We start from the raw sequence: 16,983 nt of genomic DNA on the forward strand, positions 1-16,983 counted from the left end.
CCGACTTTCCGCCCCGGTTCTCTGCCGCCGGTCCGGCCCGGCGGGGCGGTAGGGTAGTCGGGTGCCAAATGCTGTGCGGATGTCCCCGCTGATCGGTCTGCCCCTGTCCCTGCTCGCCGGGGTTGCCATCCCGTCCCAGGCCCGCGTCAACGGTGCCCTTGGGGAACGGCTCGACGACGGCCTGGCCGCCGCGCTGGTCAGCTTCCTGGTCGGGCTGGTGGTCATGGTTGGAATCAGTCTTGCCCTGCCCCGCGGCCGGGCCGGCGCCGGGCAGCTGATTCCTGCGCTGCGGGAACGGCGCTTCCCGCGCTACTACGTCCTGGCCGGCATGATCGGCGGCTACTTCGTGCTTTCCCAGACCTTGACCGTCGCCGTCCTGGGCGTGGCTGTGTTCACCGTTGCCGCCGTCGCCGGGCAGACCCTCACCGGGCTGGTGGTGGACCGGCTCGGCATCGGTCCGGCCGGCAAAAAGGCCCTGACCGTGATGCGCGTGGTGGGCGCGGTCCTGACCATTGCCGCCGTGGCCTGGGCGGTCAGCCCCAAGCTCGGAGCCGGGGGAGAGCCCTCCGAATGGCTCCTGCCGGTATTGCTGCCACTGACCGCCGGCATGCTGATGAGTTTCCAGCAGGCGATGAACGGCACCACGGGCATGCATTACGGCACCCCCATCACCGCCACGCTGGTGAACTTCATTTCCGGCACCGTCCTGCTGGCCGTGATGTGGGGGATCAAGGTTGCGGTTTCGGGACCGGGAAACCCGCTGCCCGGCGAGTGGTGGCTGTACCTGGGCGGGCCGCTGGGCTGCATCTTCATCGGCGTCGGCGCCCTGCTGGTGCGCAGCCTGGGTGTCCTGCTCACCAGTCTCGGGCTCATCGGGGGGCAGCTGATCGGCTCGCTGCTGCTGGACATTGTCTTCCCGGCGCCGGGCTCCGTGGTGGTGGCGGCAACCGTGCTCGGCACGCTCCTGACACTGCTCGCCATCGTGCTGGCCACGCTGCCGTGGAACATGCCCGGCGGCGGGCCGTTCCGCCGTCGCGGCTCACGCACCCCGGCGAAGGCGTCCCGCCAACGTCCCCAATAACGGCTTCATTGATGCCCGGATAAAGGGCCGCACCGTTGGCATGTCACGCAGGTGCAATAAATTCCTGACTTAGCCGAGCCTAAGCTAATCTCTAATAGCGCATACTTCCCTTGCGTAATTATTGACCGCGCTCGGAATGTGAATGACGGTGCTGCGGCACGATCCAAGGCACCTAATGACTGCTAATTTCCTCATCGGACTTCGTGAAGGACTCGAAGCCGTCCTGATTGTTGTTCTCCTGTTGGCCTACCTCAGGAAAAGCGGCCGCAGCCGGCTGATCCCCCGCGTCTACGGAGGAGTGGGGGTTGCGGCGGCCGTCTCCCTGGCCTTCGGTGCTCTGCTGACCTTCGGCCCTCGCGGCCTGACCTTTGAAGCCCAGGAAATCATCGGCGGGTCCCTCTCCATCGTTGCTGTTGGTTTCGTGACCTGGATGGTGTTCTGGATGGCGCAGGCTGCCCGGTCCCTGGGTGCTGATCTGCGGTCCCGGGTGGACACTGCAGCACAAGGAAGCAGCTGGGCCATTGTCCTGGTGGCAGCACTCGCCGTCGGACGTGAGGGACTGGAGACGGCGCTGTTTATCTGGGCCGCGGCCCGAGCCACAGGCCAGACCTGGGAGCCCATCCTCGGGGCCGCTCTCGGACTGCTCGTGGCGGTGGCTCTGGGGGCACTGCTGCACAAGGGCGTCCTGAAGATCAACCTGAGCCGGTTCTTCACCTGGACCGGTGCCGCGCTGATAATCGTGGCCGGCGGCGTCCTGGCCTACGGCATTCATGACCTGCAGGAAGCGGCAGTGCTTCCCGGTCTGCACCACTTGGCGTTCGATGTTTCCCATATCGTCGCGCCCGGCAGTGCGCTGGGCACCCTCCTGAAGGGGATCTTCAATTTCTCGCCGGCCACCACCTGGCTCGAAGCCGCCGCCTGGGTGCTCTACGTCGTCCCGGTGATGGCCCTGTACTTCCGCCGTAACCGCAGGGCTGCCCGTCCGGTCACAGCTGCGCCCGTCAGCGCGGGCTCCTGATTCTCCTGCACATCTTTATACCGCCGCACCCAGACACCGCACCAAAGGAAAGAAAATGAAGAAGCACCTGTCCCTGGCACCGGCCGCTCTCCTGGCGGTCACCGCAATGACGCTCAGCGGCTGCACCGACAACAGCGCCGGCATCTCCGGCGCAATTTCCGTGACCAGCACCGCCGACGCCTGCACCGTGTCAACGGAATCCACCCCGGGCGGAACAATCCGCTTTGACGTCACCAATGACGGATCTGAGGTGACGGAGTTCTACCTGCTGGCCGAAGACGGCCTGCGCATTGTGGGCGAGGTCGAGAATATCGGTCCAGGCCTCACCCGTGACCTGGTGCTCGTGGCCCCCGAGGGAAACTATTACACCGCATGCAAGCCGGGAATGGTCGGCGACGGAATCCGTTCCGAATTCACTGTCACCGCGGCTCCAGCCGGGCAGGAAGTCAGCGCCGACCGTGCCGCACTGCAGGACACGGCAGTCAACCTTTACGCCGCTTACGTCAAGGACCAGGCCGCGCAGTTGGTCGAAGGCACCGGTGAGTTCGCTGCAGCGTTTGCGGCCGGCGACGAGGACACGGCCCGCACCCTCTACCCGCAGGTGCGTATGCACTGGGAACGCATCGAACCTGTTGCGGAATCCTTCGGTGATCTGGACCCGATCCTCGACGCACGCGAAGCCGACCTGGAAGAAGGCGACGAGTTCACCGGCTGGCACCGGGCCGAAAAGGACCTCTGGGCCCCGGTGGACTACACGAAGATGACGGCCGAGGAACGCACCTACATCGCGGACAAAATGGTCGCCGACACCAACGAGCTCTACAGCCGTACCCAGGAACTGACCTACACCGCGGACAAGCTGGCCAACGGCGCCAAGGAACTGCTGGACGAAGTGGCCACCGGCAAGGTCACGGGCGAGGAGGAGTTCTTCTCCCACACCGACCTCTGGGATTTCCAAGCCAACGTCGACGGCGCCCGGATCGCCTACGAGGACCTCAAGCCGCTGCTGGCAGAGAACGACGGCGAACTCGACGCCGCCCTCGAGGAGAACTTCTCCGCGCTGCAGGCACTGCTGGACCAGTACCGGGTGGGCGAGGGCTTCAAGCTTTACACCGAACTGACCGACGAGCAGGTCCAGGAGCTGAGTGCCGCCGTTGATTCGCTCAGCGAACCGCTGTCCAAGCTGACTGCCGCGGTGGTGAAGTAGCCAGGTGTCAGTGACTTCCGACGCTGACCCCGGAAAGGGCCGCCTCAGCCGCCGCAGCCTGTTCACGGCGGCGGGGGCGGGCGGCCTCGGCCTGGCGGCGGGCGCCGTCGGCGCCTTTGCTCTCGGCAAGGACAGGGCGGAAGCGGCCGGCGACGTCGTGCCTTTCCACGGCGCGCATCAGGCCGGGATCACCACGGATGCACAGGACCGCATGCACACGGCGGCGTTCGATCTGACCGCTTCCACCCGCCAGTCCGTGATCTCGCTGCTGCGGGATTGGACCGAAGCCGCCGAATCGTTGACGGCGGGCCGGGACATCGGGGAGACCGGCGCCTCGGGCGGAGCCTACGACGCTCCGCCCGAGGACACGGGGGAAGCGCAGGATCTGCACGCGGCGCACCTGACCATTACCTTTGGGTTCGGCCGGACGTTGTTCGTGAAGGACGGGGTGGACCGCTACGGCGTGGCCGCACACTTGCCCGAGGCACTGATCGACCTCCCGCTGTTTTCCGGAGATGCGCTCGAAGAGGGGCGCAGCGGCGGAGACCTGATTGTGCAGGCCTGCGCCGACGATCCGCAGGTGGCTGTGCATGCGGTGCGGAACCTGGCCCGGATTGCCTTTGGCCGGGCACGGGTGCGGTGGTCGCAGATTGGTTTTGGCCGCACCGCGTCCACGTCAGCGGAGCAGAAGACCCCGCGAAACCTGTTCGGTTTCAAGGACGGCACCTCCAACCTCAAGGTTCAGGAGGACGACCTGCTCGCGGAGCATCTCTGGGTCAGCGGCGGTCCGGCAGCCGAGTCCTGGCTCAACGGCGGTACCTACATGGTGGTCCGCCGGATCCGGATGCATATCGAAACCTGGGACCGTACCACGCTGCGCGAGCAGGAGCTGGTGGTGGGCCGCACCAAACGGGAGGGGGCTCCGCTTTCGGGCGGTACGGAATTCACGGCTCCGGACTTCTCGATGCCCGGCCGCGACGGGCCGTTGATCGATCCCGCCTCGCACCTGGCCCTGGCTCATCCGGACCATAACGGCGGCGCCCGGATGCTGCGCCGCGGCTATAACTATACGGATGGTTCCGACGGGCTCGGCCGCCTGGACGCCGGGCAGTTCTTTATCGCCTATTTCGTGGATCCGCGGACCCATTATGTTCCGATGCAGTCGGCCATGGCCAAGAACGACCTGATGGTCGAGTATCTGCGCCACACCGGCAGCGGACTGTTTGCCGTGCCGCCCGGAATTACCCCCGGCGGATACATCGGGCAGGGGCTGTTCGAAGCCTGAGGAACGACCGTGGACGCGCACGGCAGAAAAAGGACGCAGGATAAAAACAGCCGTCCGGTGGAATACCACCGGACGGCTGTTCTCATCTAACGCCCAGGCCCCTCAGGGCCAGGCGTTACACCGCCCGGCGCCTGCGGATAAGCCAAACCCCGGCGGCAACCAGCAGCAGGGCAGCTCCGGCCACATAGGCCCAGCCACGGCCCAGTCCGGTGGCGGCTAGCGGGTCCTGCGATCGAGCGGCCGGGGACGCGCCGTCCGCAGCCGCCGGGCCGGTCCCGGATTCGGCCTGCCCCGTTGCCGTGCCGGTGGTTCCGTCGGCGGGGTCGTCAACGGCGCCCGTGCCGCTACCTTCTTCGGCGGTATCTTCGCCGTTACCGCCGTTTCCCCCGCCCGGAACCGTGCCCGGAGTCGGAGTCGGAGTCGGAGTCGGAGTCGGAATCGGCGTCGGCGTCGGAGCGGGTGACGCGGGATCCGACGGGACAGCCGGAGCGGCCGCGGTCAGGAGGTAAAGGGATACCGCGTTGTCGCCGCCGGCCACCGCATCGGGGCTGCCGTCCGCGTTGATGTCCCCGGCAAAACCGATGGATGTTCCGCCGCGGGTGCCGAGCAACGCGCCGGTTTCCTGGGTCAGGGCGGCGAGGTCCAGGACGCCGCTGCCGGTCCGGGCACCGTATGCGACCCAGGCTTCACCGGCTCCGCCGGCGGAGCCGATGAGGATGTCCGGTGTGCCGTCGGCGTTGAGATCCGGGATGCCTGCCACGGAAACGCCTGTCCGTCCGCCGTCCATGCTGCCGTCGATCCAGTAACCGCGTTCCCGGCTCGTTTCGCAACCGGTGTCGGCGCGGCCGGTGCTGCAGGAAAAGACTGTGGCTCCTTCGGCCTCCGGCGCAGTCATCACCGGAGCAGACGACGCCGCGCCGAACACCACCGCGACGCCCCCGTTGCGGGGAGCGTCAGCCCGGGAAATTCCGTCGGCGCCCACCGCGATGTCGTCCAGGCCGTCGCCGTTGATATCGCCGACGCCGGCGATCGAGGTGCCCAGCCGGTCCCGGGAACGCTCGGGGCCGGCAATCATGAATCCATCCTCATGCAGGGCCGCGAGGTCAAGGGCGCCGGTGCGTCCGCCCCACAAGGCGTAGGCGGCGCCGGGGGAAGCAACGTCGGGGCCCCAGGGCATGGCCGAGTAGGCGCCCACCAGGAGGTCGGCGGTGCCGTCACCGTTCACGTCTCCGGCGCTGCTGACTGCGGCCATGCGGTCCTGCGCAGCCGCTCCGTCAATAGTCCGGATGACCTTTGCGGAGTCTGCCTGGACGTCGATGGTGCGGACGGAAGTCTGCCCCTTGATGATCCAGACCCGGCCGCTGTTGGTGCGGCCGTTGTAGTCGGCCAGCACGTCGCCAACGGCAATGTCAGCCAGCCCGTCGCCGTCGACGTCGCCGGCGTTTGCGACGGAGAAGCCGAAGTTATCAGTGGATTTGTCGCCGGTGGTCTTGTCGGCGGCGCCGGAGTCCTCGATGAAGAATCCCCGGGTGCCCAGGAAATCCAGATCGACGGGAGTGAAGTTCCGGGCGCCGAAGATCACGCTGGCCTGTTGGTATCCGCGGCTGCCGGCGCCGAGGACAAAGTCGTCGAGTCCGTCACCGTTGACGTCGCCCAGACAGGAGACCGACCACCCGACCCAGGCTCCGGCGGGGACGGTGACAGACGGTCCGTCGATCCGGATGGTTCCGGAGGCCTCAGGGTTGGCGACGTCGCCGCCGCTGGGTGAGGAGCTGCCCGCCGGGGCGCCCAAGGCCACGTAGGCGGCGCCGGTATTGGTGTATCCGGGGCGGTCCCAGCCCCAGTCGCCCAGGATAGTGTCATCCAGGCCGTCTCCGTTGATGTCGCAGGTGGACGGGCTGACGCTGGTACCGAAAGTGCCGTTCGGCTCGCCCTGCCAGGTGCTGGCGGCCAGAAGCGGGGGATCAGTGGTTTCTGCGGCGGCCGGCGCAGCGGCGGCCAGTGACCCGAGGCCGACGGCGACGGCGGCAGTCCCGGCCAGCAGGTGTCTCCGCGGTGCGGAGATGGAGTGCTTCTTCATGTGTGTTCTGCTCGTTCCGGGCGTTAGTTGGGGGCGTGGACGCCGTTGTTGTGGCCGTAGTCAGCATCGGTGTCGAACTTCTGCGTGCTGAGGTTGGCCGTGGTGGTGGCGGATCCGGAGACCAGATGCTGGCGGATGCTGCCGGGGAACTCGGTTTCGGTGGCGCCGGCACCATAGGGGTCCGTGTAGACCGTGGCGGGGGTGCCTGCCGCGACCTTGTTCTGGGTCAGATAGAAGTCGCGCTGGGCGCCGTCGAACGGGGAGGCGGGATCCTGCCAGTTCAGCGGAACCGATGCGGCGACGGTGTTCCAGGGGTAAGTCGTGGCGGCGTTGTCGCCCCAGGCCAGGTCCACCGGCCGGGATATGCCGTTGGTGGTGGCGGTGCTGTTTGCTGGGTTGTAGTAGCGGCTGGGGTTGCGCAGGCCGAACCAGGGGTCGAAGTGCGCCAGCTCGGTCTGGCCGTCTGCGGCCATAATCTTGTTTTCGCCCTTCCACAGCTCGTACATGCCCCAGAGGGAGGCGGCATTCCCGGTGGCGTTCTTGGCTACGCATTCGGCGTCGGGAATCTGCCGGAGCCCGCCGTACCCCATGGGCAGTTTGCTGCCGACGGTGGCTACCGGACCGAGGGTGCCGCAGGTCTGGTGGAATTCATTTGAATTGCCGAATTTGCTGAGGGTGGTCGAGATGATTTCCGTTCCGTCCGAGCAGCGGCTGGCGTAAATGGCCTCGTGCGCGTTGTTCGAGGTGGCGTCGGGGGACCAGCTGCCCTGGTGCTGCTTGATCAGGAAGTCGCAGGTGACGATCTCCTGGGTTCCGGGGATGGTCACCCAGTCGCGGAACTCGTCGATGAGCTGGACATCATTGGCGATGAAGATCTTGTGCCCGGCGTTGTCCTCGTGCCGCATGGCCATGCCTTCGTGGCTGGCCCCGTACGTCATCAGCGCCTCGCTGGCGTAACCGAAGGGAATCCCGGTCTTGCCGCCGTCGGTGTCTTCGGGGGTGAGGTGGTCTACGACCCAGCCGTAGATATCGGAGCTCGCGGGATCCGCTCCGTGCTCGTGGCCGAAGGTGCACAGGGTCCCGGTGGCCGGGTCGGTGACCTGGGCGGGGTGCCAGGTGGGATAAATCTTTCCGTCGGGCCCCAGCGCGGTGTAGCTCGCGTGGAGTTCCTTGGAACAGGTGTCATAAGCGGTGGGCGTCCAGTTCCGCTCCGTGTAGGCGGTTGAGTACTGGGAATCTCCGGACGGTTCGTGGCCTTCGTGGCTGGGCTCGGCCGTGGGCGTGGACTCAGGTGATGCGGAGGCCTCGGGCGTTGTGGAGGGCTCGGGCGTTGCTGAGGGCAGGGACTCCGCTGCGGCAGTCTCCTGCGCACCGGGCGCATGAACCCCGTGGCCTGAATCGACGGCTGGATTGTGCTGCGCCGTGGCCTCCTGGCTGTCATCCTCGGCTTCGGCGGCTGCCGTGGCCTCGGCCTGCTGTGCCTGGGGCGCCGGCTCCAGGGCCTGGGCCGACGGTGCGGTCAGGGACAGAGCGGCCAGGCCTCCCGCGGCCAGCGCGCCCGCGGCGATAGCTCCGGCCAGCGGATGCCACCGGCGGAGGGTTCCGGCGGCGGATTCGCCGCGAACGTTCGTGTGGTTCTTCAAGACAACCTGATCCGGCCTCAACCAATAGGTCAGGCCTTGTGAGTGGGGGGAAACGATGAAATAACGCGGAAATGATGAGCCGCACCTAGGTGAGGACGACCTAAGTAGTGCTTGAGAATCGTATAAAGACCCGAGTTACGCAACAAATTTGTGTGCTAATTATTACCGCGGTCTTAACGCGGCAGGGAAGGCGCATTTCCGGGTGGGAGTAAGGAGCGGTTATCTGTGACCCATCGGCGGCCGTATCCCGGATGCGACGTCGATGGCCGGCTTTCGCCGCTGGGACCTTAAGCTGGTAGTTGTAGCTTCTGCCCTCCGCAGTCCCTGGCCGTGCAACCTGCCGGTACATACTGCCCCAGGGACACCAGAAGAGGACCGCACCCAGCGGCCCTCTCGACACGAATAGAACGGCGGTACCATTCCATGGCTTCGACCAAATCCAAGCTGGATCCCATCATCTCCCTGGCCAAGCGCCGGGGGTTCGTCTTCCAGTCGGGAGAGATTTACGGCGGGTCCCGGTCCGCATGGGATTACGGTCCCCTGGGTGTCGAACTCAAGGAAAACATCAAGAAGCAGTGGTGGCAGCACATGGTCCGCGGCCGTGACGACGTCGTCGGGCTGGATTCCGCCGTCATCCTTCCGCGCCAGGTCTGGGAAGCTTCCGGACACGTAGAGGTGTTCTCGGATCCGCTGGTGGAGTGCCTGAGCTGCCACAAGCGCTACCGGGCCGACCACCTCGAAGAGGCTTACGAGGAAAAGAAGGGCCACGCCCCCGAAAACGGCCTGGCCGACATTGCCTGCGCCAACTGCGGCACCAAGGGCCAGTGGACCGAGCCGCAGGAATTCTCCGGCCTGCTCAAGACCTTCCTCGGCCCCGTGGCCAATGAAGAAGGCATGCACTACCTGCGCCCCGAAACCGCGCAGGGCATCTTCGTGAACTTCAATAACGTGCTGACCACTTCGCGGAAGAAGCCGCCGTTCGGCATCGGCCAGATCGGCAAGAGCTTCCGCAACGAAATCACGCCGGGCAACTTCATCTTCCGGACCCGCGAGTTCGAGCAGATGGAAATGGAATTCTTCGTCGAGCCGGGCACGGACGAGGAATGGCACAAGTACTGGATTGAAAACCGGTTCAACTGGTACACCGAACTGGGCATCAACCCGGAGAACCTGCGCCTCTTCGAGCACCCCCTGGAAAAGCTCAGCCACTACTCCAAGGGCACCACCGACGTCGAATACCGCTTCGGCTTCCAGGGCTCCGAGTGGGGCGAGCTCGAGGGCATCGCCAACCGCACCGACTTCGACCTCGGCACGCACTCCAAGCACTCCGGCACGGACCTGAGCTACTTCAACCAGGCCACAAACGAACGCTTCACCCCGTACGTGATTGAGCCTGCCGCCGGCCTGACCCGTTCCTTCATGGCGTTCCTCGTGGACTCCTACACCGAGGACGAGGCCCCCAACGCGAAGGGCGGCGTCGACAAGCGCACCGTCCTGAAGCTGGATCCGCGCCTCGCCCCGGTCAAGGCCGCCGTGCTGCCGCTGAGCCGTAACGAGGACCTTTCGCCCAAGGCCAAGGACCTCGCCGCACAGCTGCGCCGCAACTGGAACATCGACTTCGACGACGCCGGCGCCATTGGCCGCCGGTACCGTCGCCAGGACGAAATCGGCACCCCGTTCTGCATCACCGTCGACTTCGACACGCTCGAAGACCAGGCCGTGACCGTGCGCGAACGCGACACCATGGCGCAGGAGCGCGTGAGCCTGGACAAGGTCGAGGGCTACCTGGCCGAACGGCTGATCGGCGCGTAATGGCTATTTCGTTCCGCGAATGGCGTGAAGATGACGATCTCAAGCTCAACCAGCTCTGGGGCGACCCGGAGAGTGCGCAGGCCGGGCAGTTCCGTGCCGTGCTGCGTCCGTCCTCCAACGAGCCGTGGAGCCGCTGCATCGTGGCCGAAGACGACGGCATTCCGGTAGCCGCCGGCGTCGTTTACGAGACGAGCCTGCACCCGGACCGGCTGTGGGCCTACGTGGAGGTGGCCCGGGAAAACCGGCGCGCCGGTCTGGGCACCACCCTGCTGGACATGCTGCGCAAGGAAGCCGAGTCGGCGCCGTCGGGCGTAACCAAGCTCCGCGCGAAGGTGGAGCCGGGCACCCCGGCCGCCGCGTTCGCCGAAGCCGCCGGGCTCACCCCGATCCAGCGGTCCTGCGTAGTGCTGGTGGAACCGGGCAAGCTGAAACTGCCCGTGTTCACCGACGACGGACCCCAGCTGGATGAGGCAGCCACCGGTTCGGTGGAGCTCACCCAGTCGGTCACGCAGTTCTACAACGCCGTGCATGACTGGGACCGCGCCGACATGACCCTCGGCCGTGCCCAGCAGATGCTGCTCAACGACGCCACCGGAGCATCCGGCGCCGTCGTGCTGCGGGACAAGCCGAAGAAGGACGGCGGGAAGATTGCCGCCTTCGCCGTGAGCTACACGCAGGAACGTACGGACGAACCCGCCGACGTGCTGGTGGGCTACGACACCACCCTGGACCTCGACGAGGCGCAGGCCGCGGTGGAGTCCCTGGTGGCGATGCTCGCGTACCAGTACCCGGTGCAGCTGGAAGTGGACGAGTCCATGACCGCGGTGGTCCGGGCCCTGGAACCGCTGATCAAGGCGGGCGTGGCCCGGCAGGTCGGCAGTGAAACGCTGATCCTCAGCGACTAGTCCTTCTCAGCAGAATAGTCCTTCTCAGCAGAACGAAAAGAGGCGGTCCCCGCGCAATGCGGGGGCCGCCTCTTTTGTGTCAGGACGGTGGTCGCGGGACCGTGTAGTTGACGGCTAACACTGAGCCATGAGCCACTCTTTTGCCGATGCTTCGTCGTCGTTGTACGAAAGGATTGTTTCGTCAGGGGGGATCGGTCCGTCATAGACCTTCCCGAACCGGTCCTGGTTATGAGCGACCGTGATGGCGAGGATGGCGCCGTCGTCCATCTGGATCAAGTCGTTCAAAGAAGGGTACCCTCGTGTGTCCCGTCCGAAGCTCCTGACGCCGTCCTGCCCTTCCAGTGCGACGATAATTGCTTCCCCGGCACTGACGGTTCCCCTGTCCTGGAGGATCGCGACGCGCGGCGAATCTATCCGGGGAAACGGAACGGCAGAATCCGACCACACGCTTCCATCCGGTGCAATTATCCGGGGGCCCTCGAACCTAAGTCCGGTGGTGCTTCCATCCGGGTACGCATAGGACAGCACTTCGCCGTCTTCAATCAAGGGAGTGACGGCACCAAGGATCGAATAAATGCTCCCGCCCGAGTGGCTTCTTAGATCGAGGATCCAGCCGCACTGGACTGTCGGAGCGGCCTCCGCTATCTGCAGGATGCCGGTATCGGTGTACTGCTGAAGTGCTTCGAGGTCGTCACTGGCGAACCCCGGTAATTTGATGACGCCGATCCGATCCTTGACCTCGGCTTCCGGAAGGGCATGGTCGCCGTTGGCCTCCCGATATGCGAGCGTTTGCTCCGGTGCGGAGAAGGAACTGTGGGGCCCGCCTGCGATCCGAGCAAGGCGGTCCAGTAAAGCGTGGGCCGCAGCCATACTCTCAAGGTCGCCTGCATCAGCCAGCGCATCCTCCCGTGCCTGTCTCCACTGCGCGGTGTCCGCGTTTATCCCTTTGTCCATGCTGCCCAGGGCCCGCCGCACATACCTCTCTTCCACCGTTTCCGGCGCATTCGAGTGGATTGACGGTCCAAAGAACGTCACAAAGATAAGAGCCACCAGTACGGCAACTGCCCCTGTGGTCCAAATTCTCTTAGACGGCATAGCGTCGATGCTATTGCAGAATGCCGCAATGTCACGGACAGGGTTAGTCCCCGTCGCTCAGGCCTGCAGCCGCCCGGACAACGCGTACAGCACGGCTGCGGCCACGTCTTCCACGGAGCGTTCCGGATCAAACACCAGCCAGTCGAGCGCACCCATCAGAGTGGCACCGAAGACGCTGCCTGCAATCAGGGTCAGCTGGTCGGAACCGCGGTCGGAACCGCCGTCGGGCAGGCCGGAGGGCACGCCGGTCTGCCGGATGGGCTCCACGAACTCGGCCAGCGCCTCCTGCCGCAGCAGGTGCAGGGAGTGCTGCCAGGTCCGGTCGGTGCGCAGGATCTCCGCGGCCATGAGCTTGGCCAGGGCACGGTTTTCGGACAGCAGTTCCAGCAGGGCGCGGACCATCGACTCGATGGCCTGCCAGCCGGTCAGGCCGCTCCGCGCATTCCGGAGACACTCGGTCAGGGTGCCCACGCCCTCCAGCAGGAGCTGTTCGAAGAGCTTGTCCTTGGAGGAGAAGTTGTAATAGAGGCTGCCCTTGGCCACCCCGGCCCGTTCGGCCACATCATCCATGGTGGTTCCGGAGATGCCGTTGGCGGCGGCCAGGTCCAATGCGGCGTCGAGTATGGCGCGCTTGGTGCCGGATTCGCGAGGCATGCGGCAATGAGTCCTTAGACGGAAGGGAAGTGCTGTCCCTTCGATCTTAGATGCCGCCGGGGCAGGCGCCGGATTACGGTGCCGGTGCGGCCGGAGGTATCACCGGAGGTTCGAAGCTGAAGGTCATGCCCAGCAGCCAGACCAGCAGCAGCACCACCGGGAGATGGATGGTGAACTGAAGGAAGGTGAATCCCACCAGGTCCCGTGCCCGCAGCTTCAATACCGCCAGCAGCGGGAGCATAAAGAAGGGATTCACCAGGTTCGGCAGGGCCTCGGCAATGTTGTAGATCTGCACGGTCCAGCCCAGGTTCATTTCGACGTCGGTGGCTGACTGCATCACGTAGGGTGCCTCGACCAGCCACTTCCCGCCGCCGGACGGGACAAAGATGCCGAGGATGGCGGTGTAGACGGCTATGACCACGGCAAAGCCGCCGCCGGAACCGATGCTGGTGAAGAACTCCGCCAGATGCTCGGAGACGGTCATGCCGCCCGATCCCTCGGCCTTGGTCAGGATGGCCGCCATGGCCGCATACAGGGGGAACTGCACCAGGATGCCGGCCGTTGCCGGAACGGCTTTGGTCACCGCCTGGAGGAAGTTGCGCGGGGTGCCGTGCAGCACCAGGCCCAGGATCAGGAAGACCAGCAGATAGCCGTTCAGGCTCGAGATAACGGTTAGGAAGGGCTTGGTCAGGAACTGCGATACCAGCCAGCCGGCGGTGAGCAGGCCGAGCAGCACCGGCAGGATGCGGCTGTACTCCAGCCACTCGCCGGGCCGCTCGCGCTGGGCTGCCGGTTCCGGGGAATCGTCCAGGTCCACGCCGAGGTCCTGTGCCGTGCGGATGGCGGCCCCGCGCGGAGCGGAGAAATGGGCAATGAGGGTGGTCAGGGCGATCAGGATGGCGCACGTCAGGAGGGACTGCCAGGTGAAGATGGTCTTGCCGAAGTCGAGCACACCGGTAATCTCCAACAGCGCGGGCGGGAGAGAGGCCGCCGTCGCCTGCAACTGCGCCGCGGAGGAAGAGAGTCCCAGCGCCCACACGGCTCCCAGTCCCATAAACGCCGCCGCACCCAGGGCACGGTAGTCCACCTGCAGGTCCCGCCGGCGGGCAATTGCCCGTGCCAGCAGACCGCCGAAGACCAGGCTGAGCCCCCAGTTCAGGAAGGACACGGACATGGACAGGAACGCAACAAAGCTCACTGCGGTGGCCGCTGTCTGCGGAACAAGCGCCAGCCGTGCAATCAGCCGTGCCACCGGCGGGGACGTAGCCACGGTGTAGCCGGTAAGCACCACCATGGCCATCTGCAGGGTAAAGGCCGTGAGGTCCCAGAAGCCGTTCCCGAAGGAATCCACCACGGCCTGCGGCGAGGAACCGTTCAGCAGGGCCGCCAACGCGACCAGAACGACGCCGCCGAGGGCGAAGACATATGCATCCGGGAACCACTTTTCCGTCCACCGGGCCATCACCTGGGCTACACGGGCCAGCCCCTTCTCGGACGGTGCGGAGGTGCTTTTGGCAGCGGTGGTCATGGGGAGCCTCGAATCTTCGGTTGCAGCGGCGAAACCGATTGATGCGGAAGGGAAAAGTGATGCAGATCACCAGCACGCTAGGGGTGGCAGGGGAGCGGTGTCAATTCCCCGCGCCGGGGGCGTTTCGCGGGCTCGGCGCCGGGCGGTATCGGATTTGCATCGGCTTGCGAGAATAGAGGGGTGACTGTTTTATCTCCGGAACTCAAGCTTGAGCTTCCCCCGCTGCAACTAGGCCCGATCACCGTGGACACCCCGGTGATCCTGGCACCCATGGCCGGCATCACCAACAAGGCCTTCCGCCGGCTCTGCCGTGAATACGGGGGAGGGCTGTACGTGACTGAGATGGTCACCTCCCGTGCCCTCGTGGAACGCTCGCCGGAATCCATGCGGATCATCAAGCACGACGACGACGAAAAGGTCCGTTCCGTCCAGCTCTACGGTGTGGATCCCAAGACCGTCGGTGCAGCCGTCCGCCTCCTGGTCGAGGAGGACCGCGCCGACCACATTGACCTGAACTTCGGCTGCCCCGTCCCGAAGGTCACCCGCAAGGGCGGCGGTTCGGCCCTGCCGTGGAAGCTGGACCTGTTCACCGCGATTGTGCAGACGGCGGTAAAGGAAGCCTCCCGGGGCAACGTGCCGCTGACCATCAAGATGCGCAAGGGCATTGACGAGGACCACCTGACCTTCCTTGATGCAGGGAAGATCGCCCGCGACTCGGGTGTGGCGGCCGTGACCCTGCATGGCCGTACGGCCTCGCAGTTCTACTCCGGCAAAGCCGACTGGTCCGCCATCGCGGAACTGCGCGAGGCCCTGCCGGACATGAACGTCCTGGGCAACGGCGACATCTGGTCCGCCGAGGACGCCATCCGCATGGTGCGCGAAACCGGCGTTGACGGCGTCGTTATCGGACGCGGCTGCCAGGGCCGCCCGTGGCTCTTCGGTGACCTGGAAGCCGCCTTCGAGGGAAGCACCGAGCGGCACCGGCCCGGATTGAAGCAGGTGTCCGACAGCGTGTACCGGCATGCCGAACTGCTGGTGGAAACCTTCGGCGACGAAGTGATTGCCCTGCGCGACATCCGCAAGCACATGGCCTGGTACTTCAAGGGCTACGTAGTCGGGGGAGACCTCCGCGCTAAACTGGCGACGGTACCGTCCCTGGCGGTCCTCCGCGAACTGCTTGACCAGCTGGACCCCGACGCTCCCTACCCCGGCACAGACGCCGAGGGACCGCGCGGACGGGCCGGAACACCCAAAAAGACAGCGCTGCCGGAAGGTTGGCTGGACGGGCGGGAACTCAACGCCGCCCAGAAATCCATCATCTCCGCAGCCGAACTCGACGTATCAGGCGGCTAAAGCAACCCATGACCTTCCCGCAGGCAGTAGAAACCGCAGGCTATACCGAAGTTGACCTGGCCCGCTGGGTATCGGAACCGGCTAAGAACACCAACCGCACGCAGTTCGGCCGCGACCGTGCGCGGGTGCTGCATTCCTCCGCGCTGCGCCGGCTCGGTGCCAAGACCCAGGTGGTCGCCCCGGACACGGACGACTTCGTCCGTACCCGGCTGACGCACAGCCTTGAGGTGGCGCAGGTGGGCCGGGAACTGGGCAATGCGCTCGGCTGCGATCCCGACGTCGTCGACGCCGCGTGCCTGTCCCACGACCTGGGGCACCCGCCCTTCGGCCACAACGGCGAGACCGCGCTGAACGATATTGCGCATGCGATCGGCGGGTTCGAAGGTAACGCCCAGACGCTGCGGCTGCTGACCCGGCTGGAACCGAAGATCATTGCGCCCGACGGCACGCCCGCCGGGCTGAACCTGACCCGGGCCAGCTTGGATGCCGCCACCAAGTACCCGTGGTCCATTGCTGACGCTCCGCTCGTCAACGGCCACCGCACCACCAAGTTCGGTGTGTACGAGGATGACCTGCCCGTCTTCACCTGGCTGCGCGACGGCGCCCCGGACGGCCGTTCCTGCCTTGAAGCGCAGGTGATGGACCTGGCGGATGACATCTCCTATTCGGTGCACGACGTCGAAGACGCGATAGTCGCCGGCCACGTCCAGCTCAAGTGGCTGGACAATCCCGACCAGCGTGCCCGCGTGGTCGGCTACACCCAGCAGTGGTACCTGCCCGGTGTCGAGGCTGCCGCCATTGACGCGGCCCTCGCCCGGCTGGAAGCCACCAATGTCTGGGTGCGCGAATCGGACGGCAGCCGCCGTGCGATGGCGGCCCTGAAGGACATGACCAGCCAGCTCATCGGCCGGTTCTGCAACAGCGCCCTCGAAGCGACGCGCGGCATCTACGGCACCGACCCGCTGACCCGGTACAACGCCGAAATGGTGGTCCCCGAGGACACCCAGCTGGAAATCGCCGTCATGAAGGGCCTGGCCACCACGTTCGTTATGACCACCGACCAGCGCCAGCCGCTGTATGAGCGCCAGCGTGAGATCCTCACGGCCCTCGTCGCCCAGCTCTCCGCCACCGGGGATAAGCATCTGGACCCGATGTTCGCCGCAGACTGGCGGGACGCGGCCGACGACGGCGCCCGGCTGCGCGTCGTCGTCGACCAGGTGGCCTCGCTGACAGACGGCTCGGCACTCGCCCTGCACGAGCGGCTGGTAGGCCCGGTTCCGGCGCTCTGGTAGAGATAGCGGCCAGCTCTCTGGCGGTGGGGT

The 16,983-nt window shown here is 65.9% G+C and carries 13 protein-coding genes; 8 read left to right on the plus strand and 5 right to left on the minus strand.

Going from position 1 to position 16,983, the window contains the following annotated elements; genetic code table 11:
- Positions 1-79 precede the first annotated feature (79 nt).
- From NNX38_RS15985 to efeB, 4 genes are all read left to right on the plus strand, one after another.
- Positions 80-1,081, plus strand: a complete 1,002-nt coding sequence (locus NNX38_RS15985) for a DMT family transporter (protein WP_255866569.1) — start codon at positions 80-82, stop codon at positions 1,079-1,081.
- A gap of 175 nt (positions 1,082-1,256) precedes the next feature.
- Complete coding sequence (efeU, locus tag NNX38_RS15990) at positions 1,257-2,099, plus strand: iron uptake transporter permease EfeU (protein ID WP_255798933.1); 843 nt, start codon at positions 1,257-1,259, stop codon at positions 2,097-2,099.
- A 55-nt stretch (positions 2,100-2,154) separates the two neighbouring features.
- The gene (gene efeO, locus NNX38_RS15995; protein ID WP_255798934.1) at positions 2,155-3,306 is read left to right on the plus strand and encodes an iron uptake system protein EfeO; all 1,152 of its coding nucleotides are present in this window, start codon (positions 2,155-2,157) and stop codon (positions 3,304-3,306) included.
- Between the two features lie 10 nt (positions 3,307-3,316).
- Positions 3,317-4,591: an iron uptake transporter deferrochelatase/peroxidase subunit gene (gene efeB, locus NNX38_RS16000; RefSeq protein WP_255798935.1), complete on the plus strand. Its 1,275-nt coding sequence runs from the start codon at positions 3,317-3,319 to the stop codon at positions 4,589-4,591.
- Positions 4,592-4,706: 115 nt separating this feature from the next.
- Here the strand turns inward: efeB and NNX38_RS16005 are convergent, their stop codons facing one another.
- Positions 4,707-6,671, minus strand: a complete 1,965-nt coding sequence (locus NNX38_RS16005) for an integrin alpha (RefSeq protein WP_255798936.1) — start codon at positions 6,669-6,671, stop codon at positions 4,707-4,709.
- A 23-nt stretch (positions 6,672-6,694) separates the two neighbouring features.
- Positions 6,695-8,314: a hypothetical protein gene (locus NNX38_RS16010; RefSeq protein ID WP_255798937.1), complete on the minus strand. Its 1,620-nt coding sequence runs from the start codon at positions 8,312-8,314 to the stop codon at positions 6,695-6,697.
- Between the two features lie 423 nt (positions 8,315-8,737).
- Here NNX38_RS16010 and NNX38_RS16015 point away from each other — a divergent pair, with 423 nt between their 5' ends.
- Both NNX38_RS16015 and NNX38_RS16020 read left to right on the plus strand, forming a co-directional pair.
- Positions 8,738-10,126 carry a glycine--tRNA ligase gene (locus tag NNX38_RS16015; protein ID WP_227924417.1) on the plus strand — a complete coding sequence of 463 codons (1,389 nt, stop codon included), beginning with the start codon at positions 8,738-8,740 and terminating at the stop codon, positions 10,124-10,126.
- The gene (locus NNX38_RS16020) at positions 10,126-11,031 is read left to right on the plus strand and encodes a GNAT family N-acetyltransferase (protein ID WP_229953219.1); all 906 of its coding nucleotides are present in this window, start codon (positions 10,126-10,128) and stop codon (positions 11,029-11,031) included. The genes NNX38_RS16015 and NNX38_RS16020 overlap by 1 nt, the downstream gene beginning before the upstream one ends.
- A gap of 114 nt (positions 11,032-11,145) precedes the next feature.
- Here the strand turns inward: NNX38_RS16020 and NNX38_RS16025 are convergent, their stop codons facing one another.
- The 3 genes from NNX38_RS16025 to NNX38_RS16035 all read right to left on the minus strand — a co-directional run bounded on the left by NNX38_RS16025 (position 11,146) and on the right by NNX38_RS16035 (position 14,308).
- Entirely contained in the window at positions 11,146-12,126 is a 981-nt protein-coding gene (locus NNX38_RS16025; protein ID WP_255798938.1) for a S41 family peptidase, read from the minus strand.
- 57 nt (positions 12,127-12,183) lie between these two features.
- Positions 12,184-12,780, minus strand: a complete 597-nt coding sequence (locus tag NNX38_RS16030; protein ID WP_255798939.1) for a TetR/AcrR family transcriptional regulator — start codon at positions 12,778-12,780, stop codon at positions 12,184-12,186.
- Between the two features lie 73 nt (positions 12,781-12,853).
- On the minus strand, positions 12,854-14,308 hold the full coding sequence (locus tag NNX38_RS16035; protein WP_255798940.1) for a short-chain fatty acid transporter: 1,455 nt from the start codon (positions 14,306-14,308) through the stop codon (positions 12,854-12,856).
- A gap of 147 nt (positions 14,309-14,455) precedes the next feature.
- Here NNX38_RS16035 and dusB point away from each other — a divergent pair, with 147 nt between their 5' ends.
- Both dusB and NNX38_RS16045 read left to right on the plus strand, forming a co-directional pair.
- Positions 14,456-15,661 carry a tRNA dihydrouridine synthase DusB gene (gene dusB / locus NNX38_RS16040; RefSeq protein ID WP_370646490.1) on the plus strand — a complete coding sequence of 402 codons (1,206 nt, stop codon included), beginning with the start codon at positions 14,456-14,458 and terminating at the stop codon, positions 15,659-15,661.
- A gap of 8 nt (positions 15,662-15,669) precedes the next feature.
- A complete protein-coding gene (locus NNX38_RS16045) occupies positions 15,670-16,953 on the plus strand; it encodes a deoxyguanosinetriphosphate triphosphohydrolase (protein ID WP_255798941.1) in 1,284 nt (427 codons plus the stop codon).
- Positions 16,954-16,983: the final 30 nt, after the last annotated feature.

It is taken from the genome of Arthrobacter sp. zg-Y238 (genome assembly GCF_024385525.1).
In the GTDB taxonomy this organism is placed as follows: domain Bacteria; phylum Actinomycetota; class Actinomycetes; order Actinomycetales; family Micrococcaceae; genus Arthrobacter_B; species Arthrobacter_B jinronghuae.

What these genes read in the sequence shown, in the direction of transcription:
- NNX38_RS15985 (WP_255866569.1), top strand. Translation starts at nt 80, where the DNA reads ATGTCCCCGCTGATCGGTCTGCCCCTGTCCCTGCTCGCCGGGGTTGCC.
- efeU (WP_255798933.1), top strand. Translation starts at nt 1,257, where the DNA reads ATGACTGCTAATTTCCTCATCGGACTTCGTGAAGGACTCGAAGCCGTC.
- efeO (WP_255798934.1), top strand. Translation starts at nt 2,155, where the DNA reads ATGAAGAAGCACCTGTCCCTGGCACCGGCCGCTCTCCTGGCGGTCACC.
- NNX38_RS16005 (WP_255798936.1), bottom strand. Translation starts at nt 6,671, where the DNA reads ATGAAGAAGCACTCCATCTCCGCACCGCGGAGACACCTGCTGGCCGGG.
- NNX38_RS16015 (WP_227924417.1), top strand. Translation starts at nt 8,738, where the DNA reads ATGGCTTCGACCAAATCCAAGCTGGATCCCATCATCTCCCTGGCCAAG.
- NNX38_RS16020 (WP_229953219.1), top strand. Translation starts at nt 10,126, where the DNA reads ATGGCTATTTCGTTCCGCGAATGGCGTGAAGATGACGATCTCAAGCTC.
- NNX38_RS16025 (WP_255798938.1), bottom strand. Translation starts at nt 12,126, where the DNA reads ATGCCGTCTAAGAGAATTTGGACCACAGGGGCAGTTGCCGTACTGGTG.
- NNX38_RS16030 (WP_255798939.1), bottom strand. Translation starts at nt 12,780, where the DNA reads ATGCCTCGCGAATCCGGCACCAAGCGCGCCATACTCGACGCCGCATTG.
- NNX38_RS16035 (WP_255798940.1), bottom strand. Translation starts at nt 14,308, where the DNA reads ATGACCACCGCTGCCAAAAGCACCTCCGCACCGTCCGAGAAGGGGCTG.
- NNX38_RS16045 (WP_255798941.1), top strand. Translation starts at nt 15,670, where the DNA reads ATGACCTTCCCGCAGGCAGTAGAAACCGCAGGCTATACCGAAGTTGAC.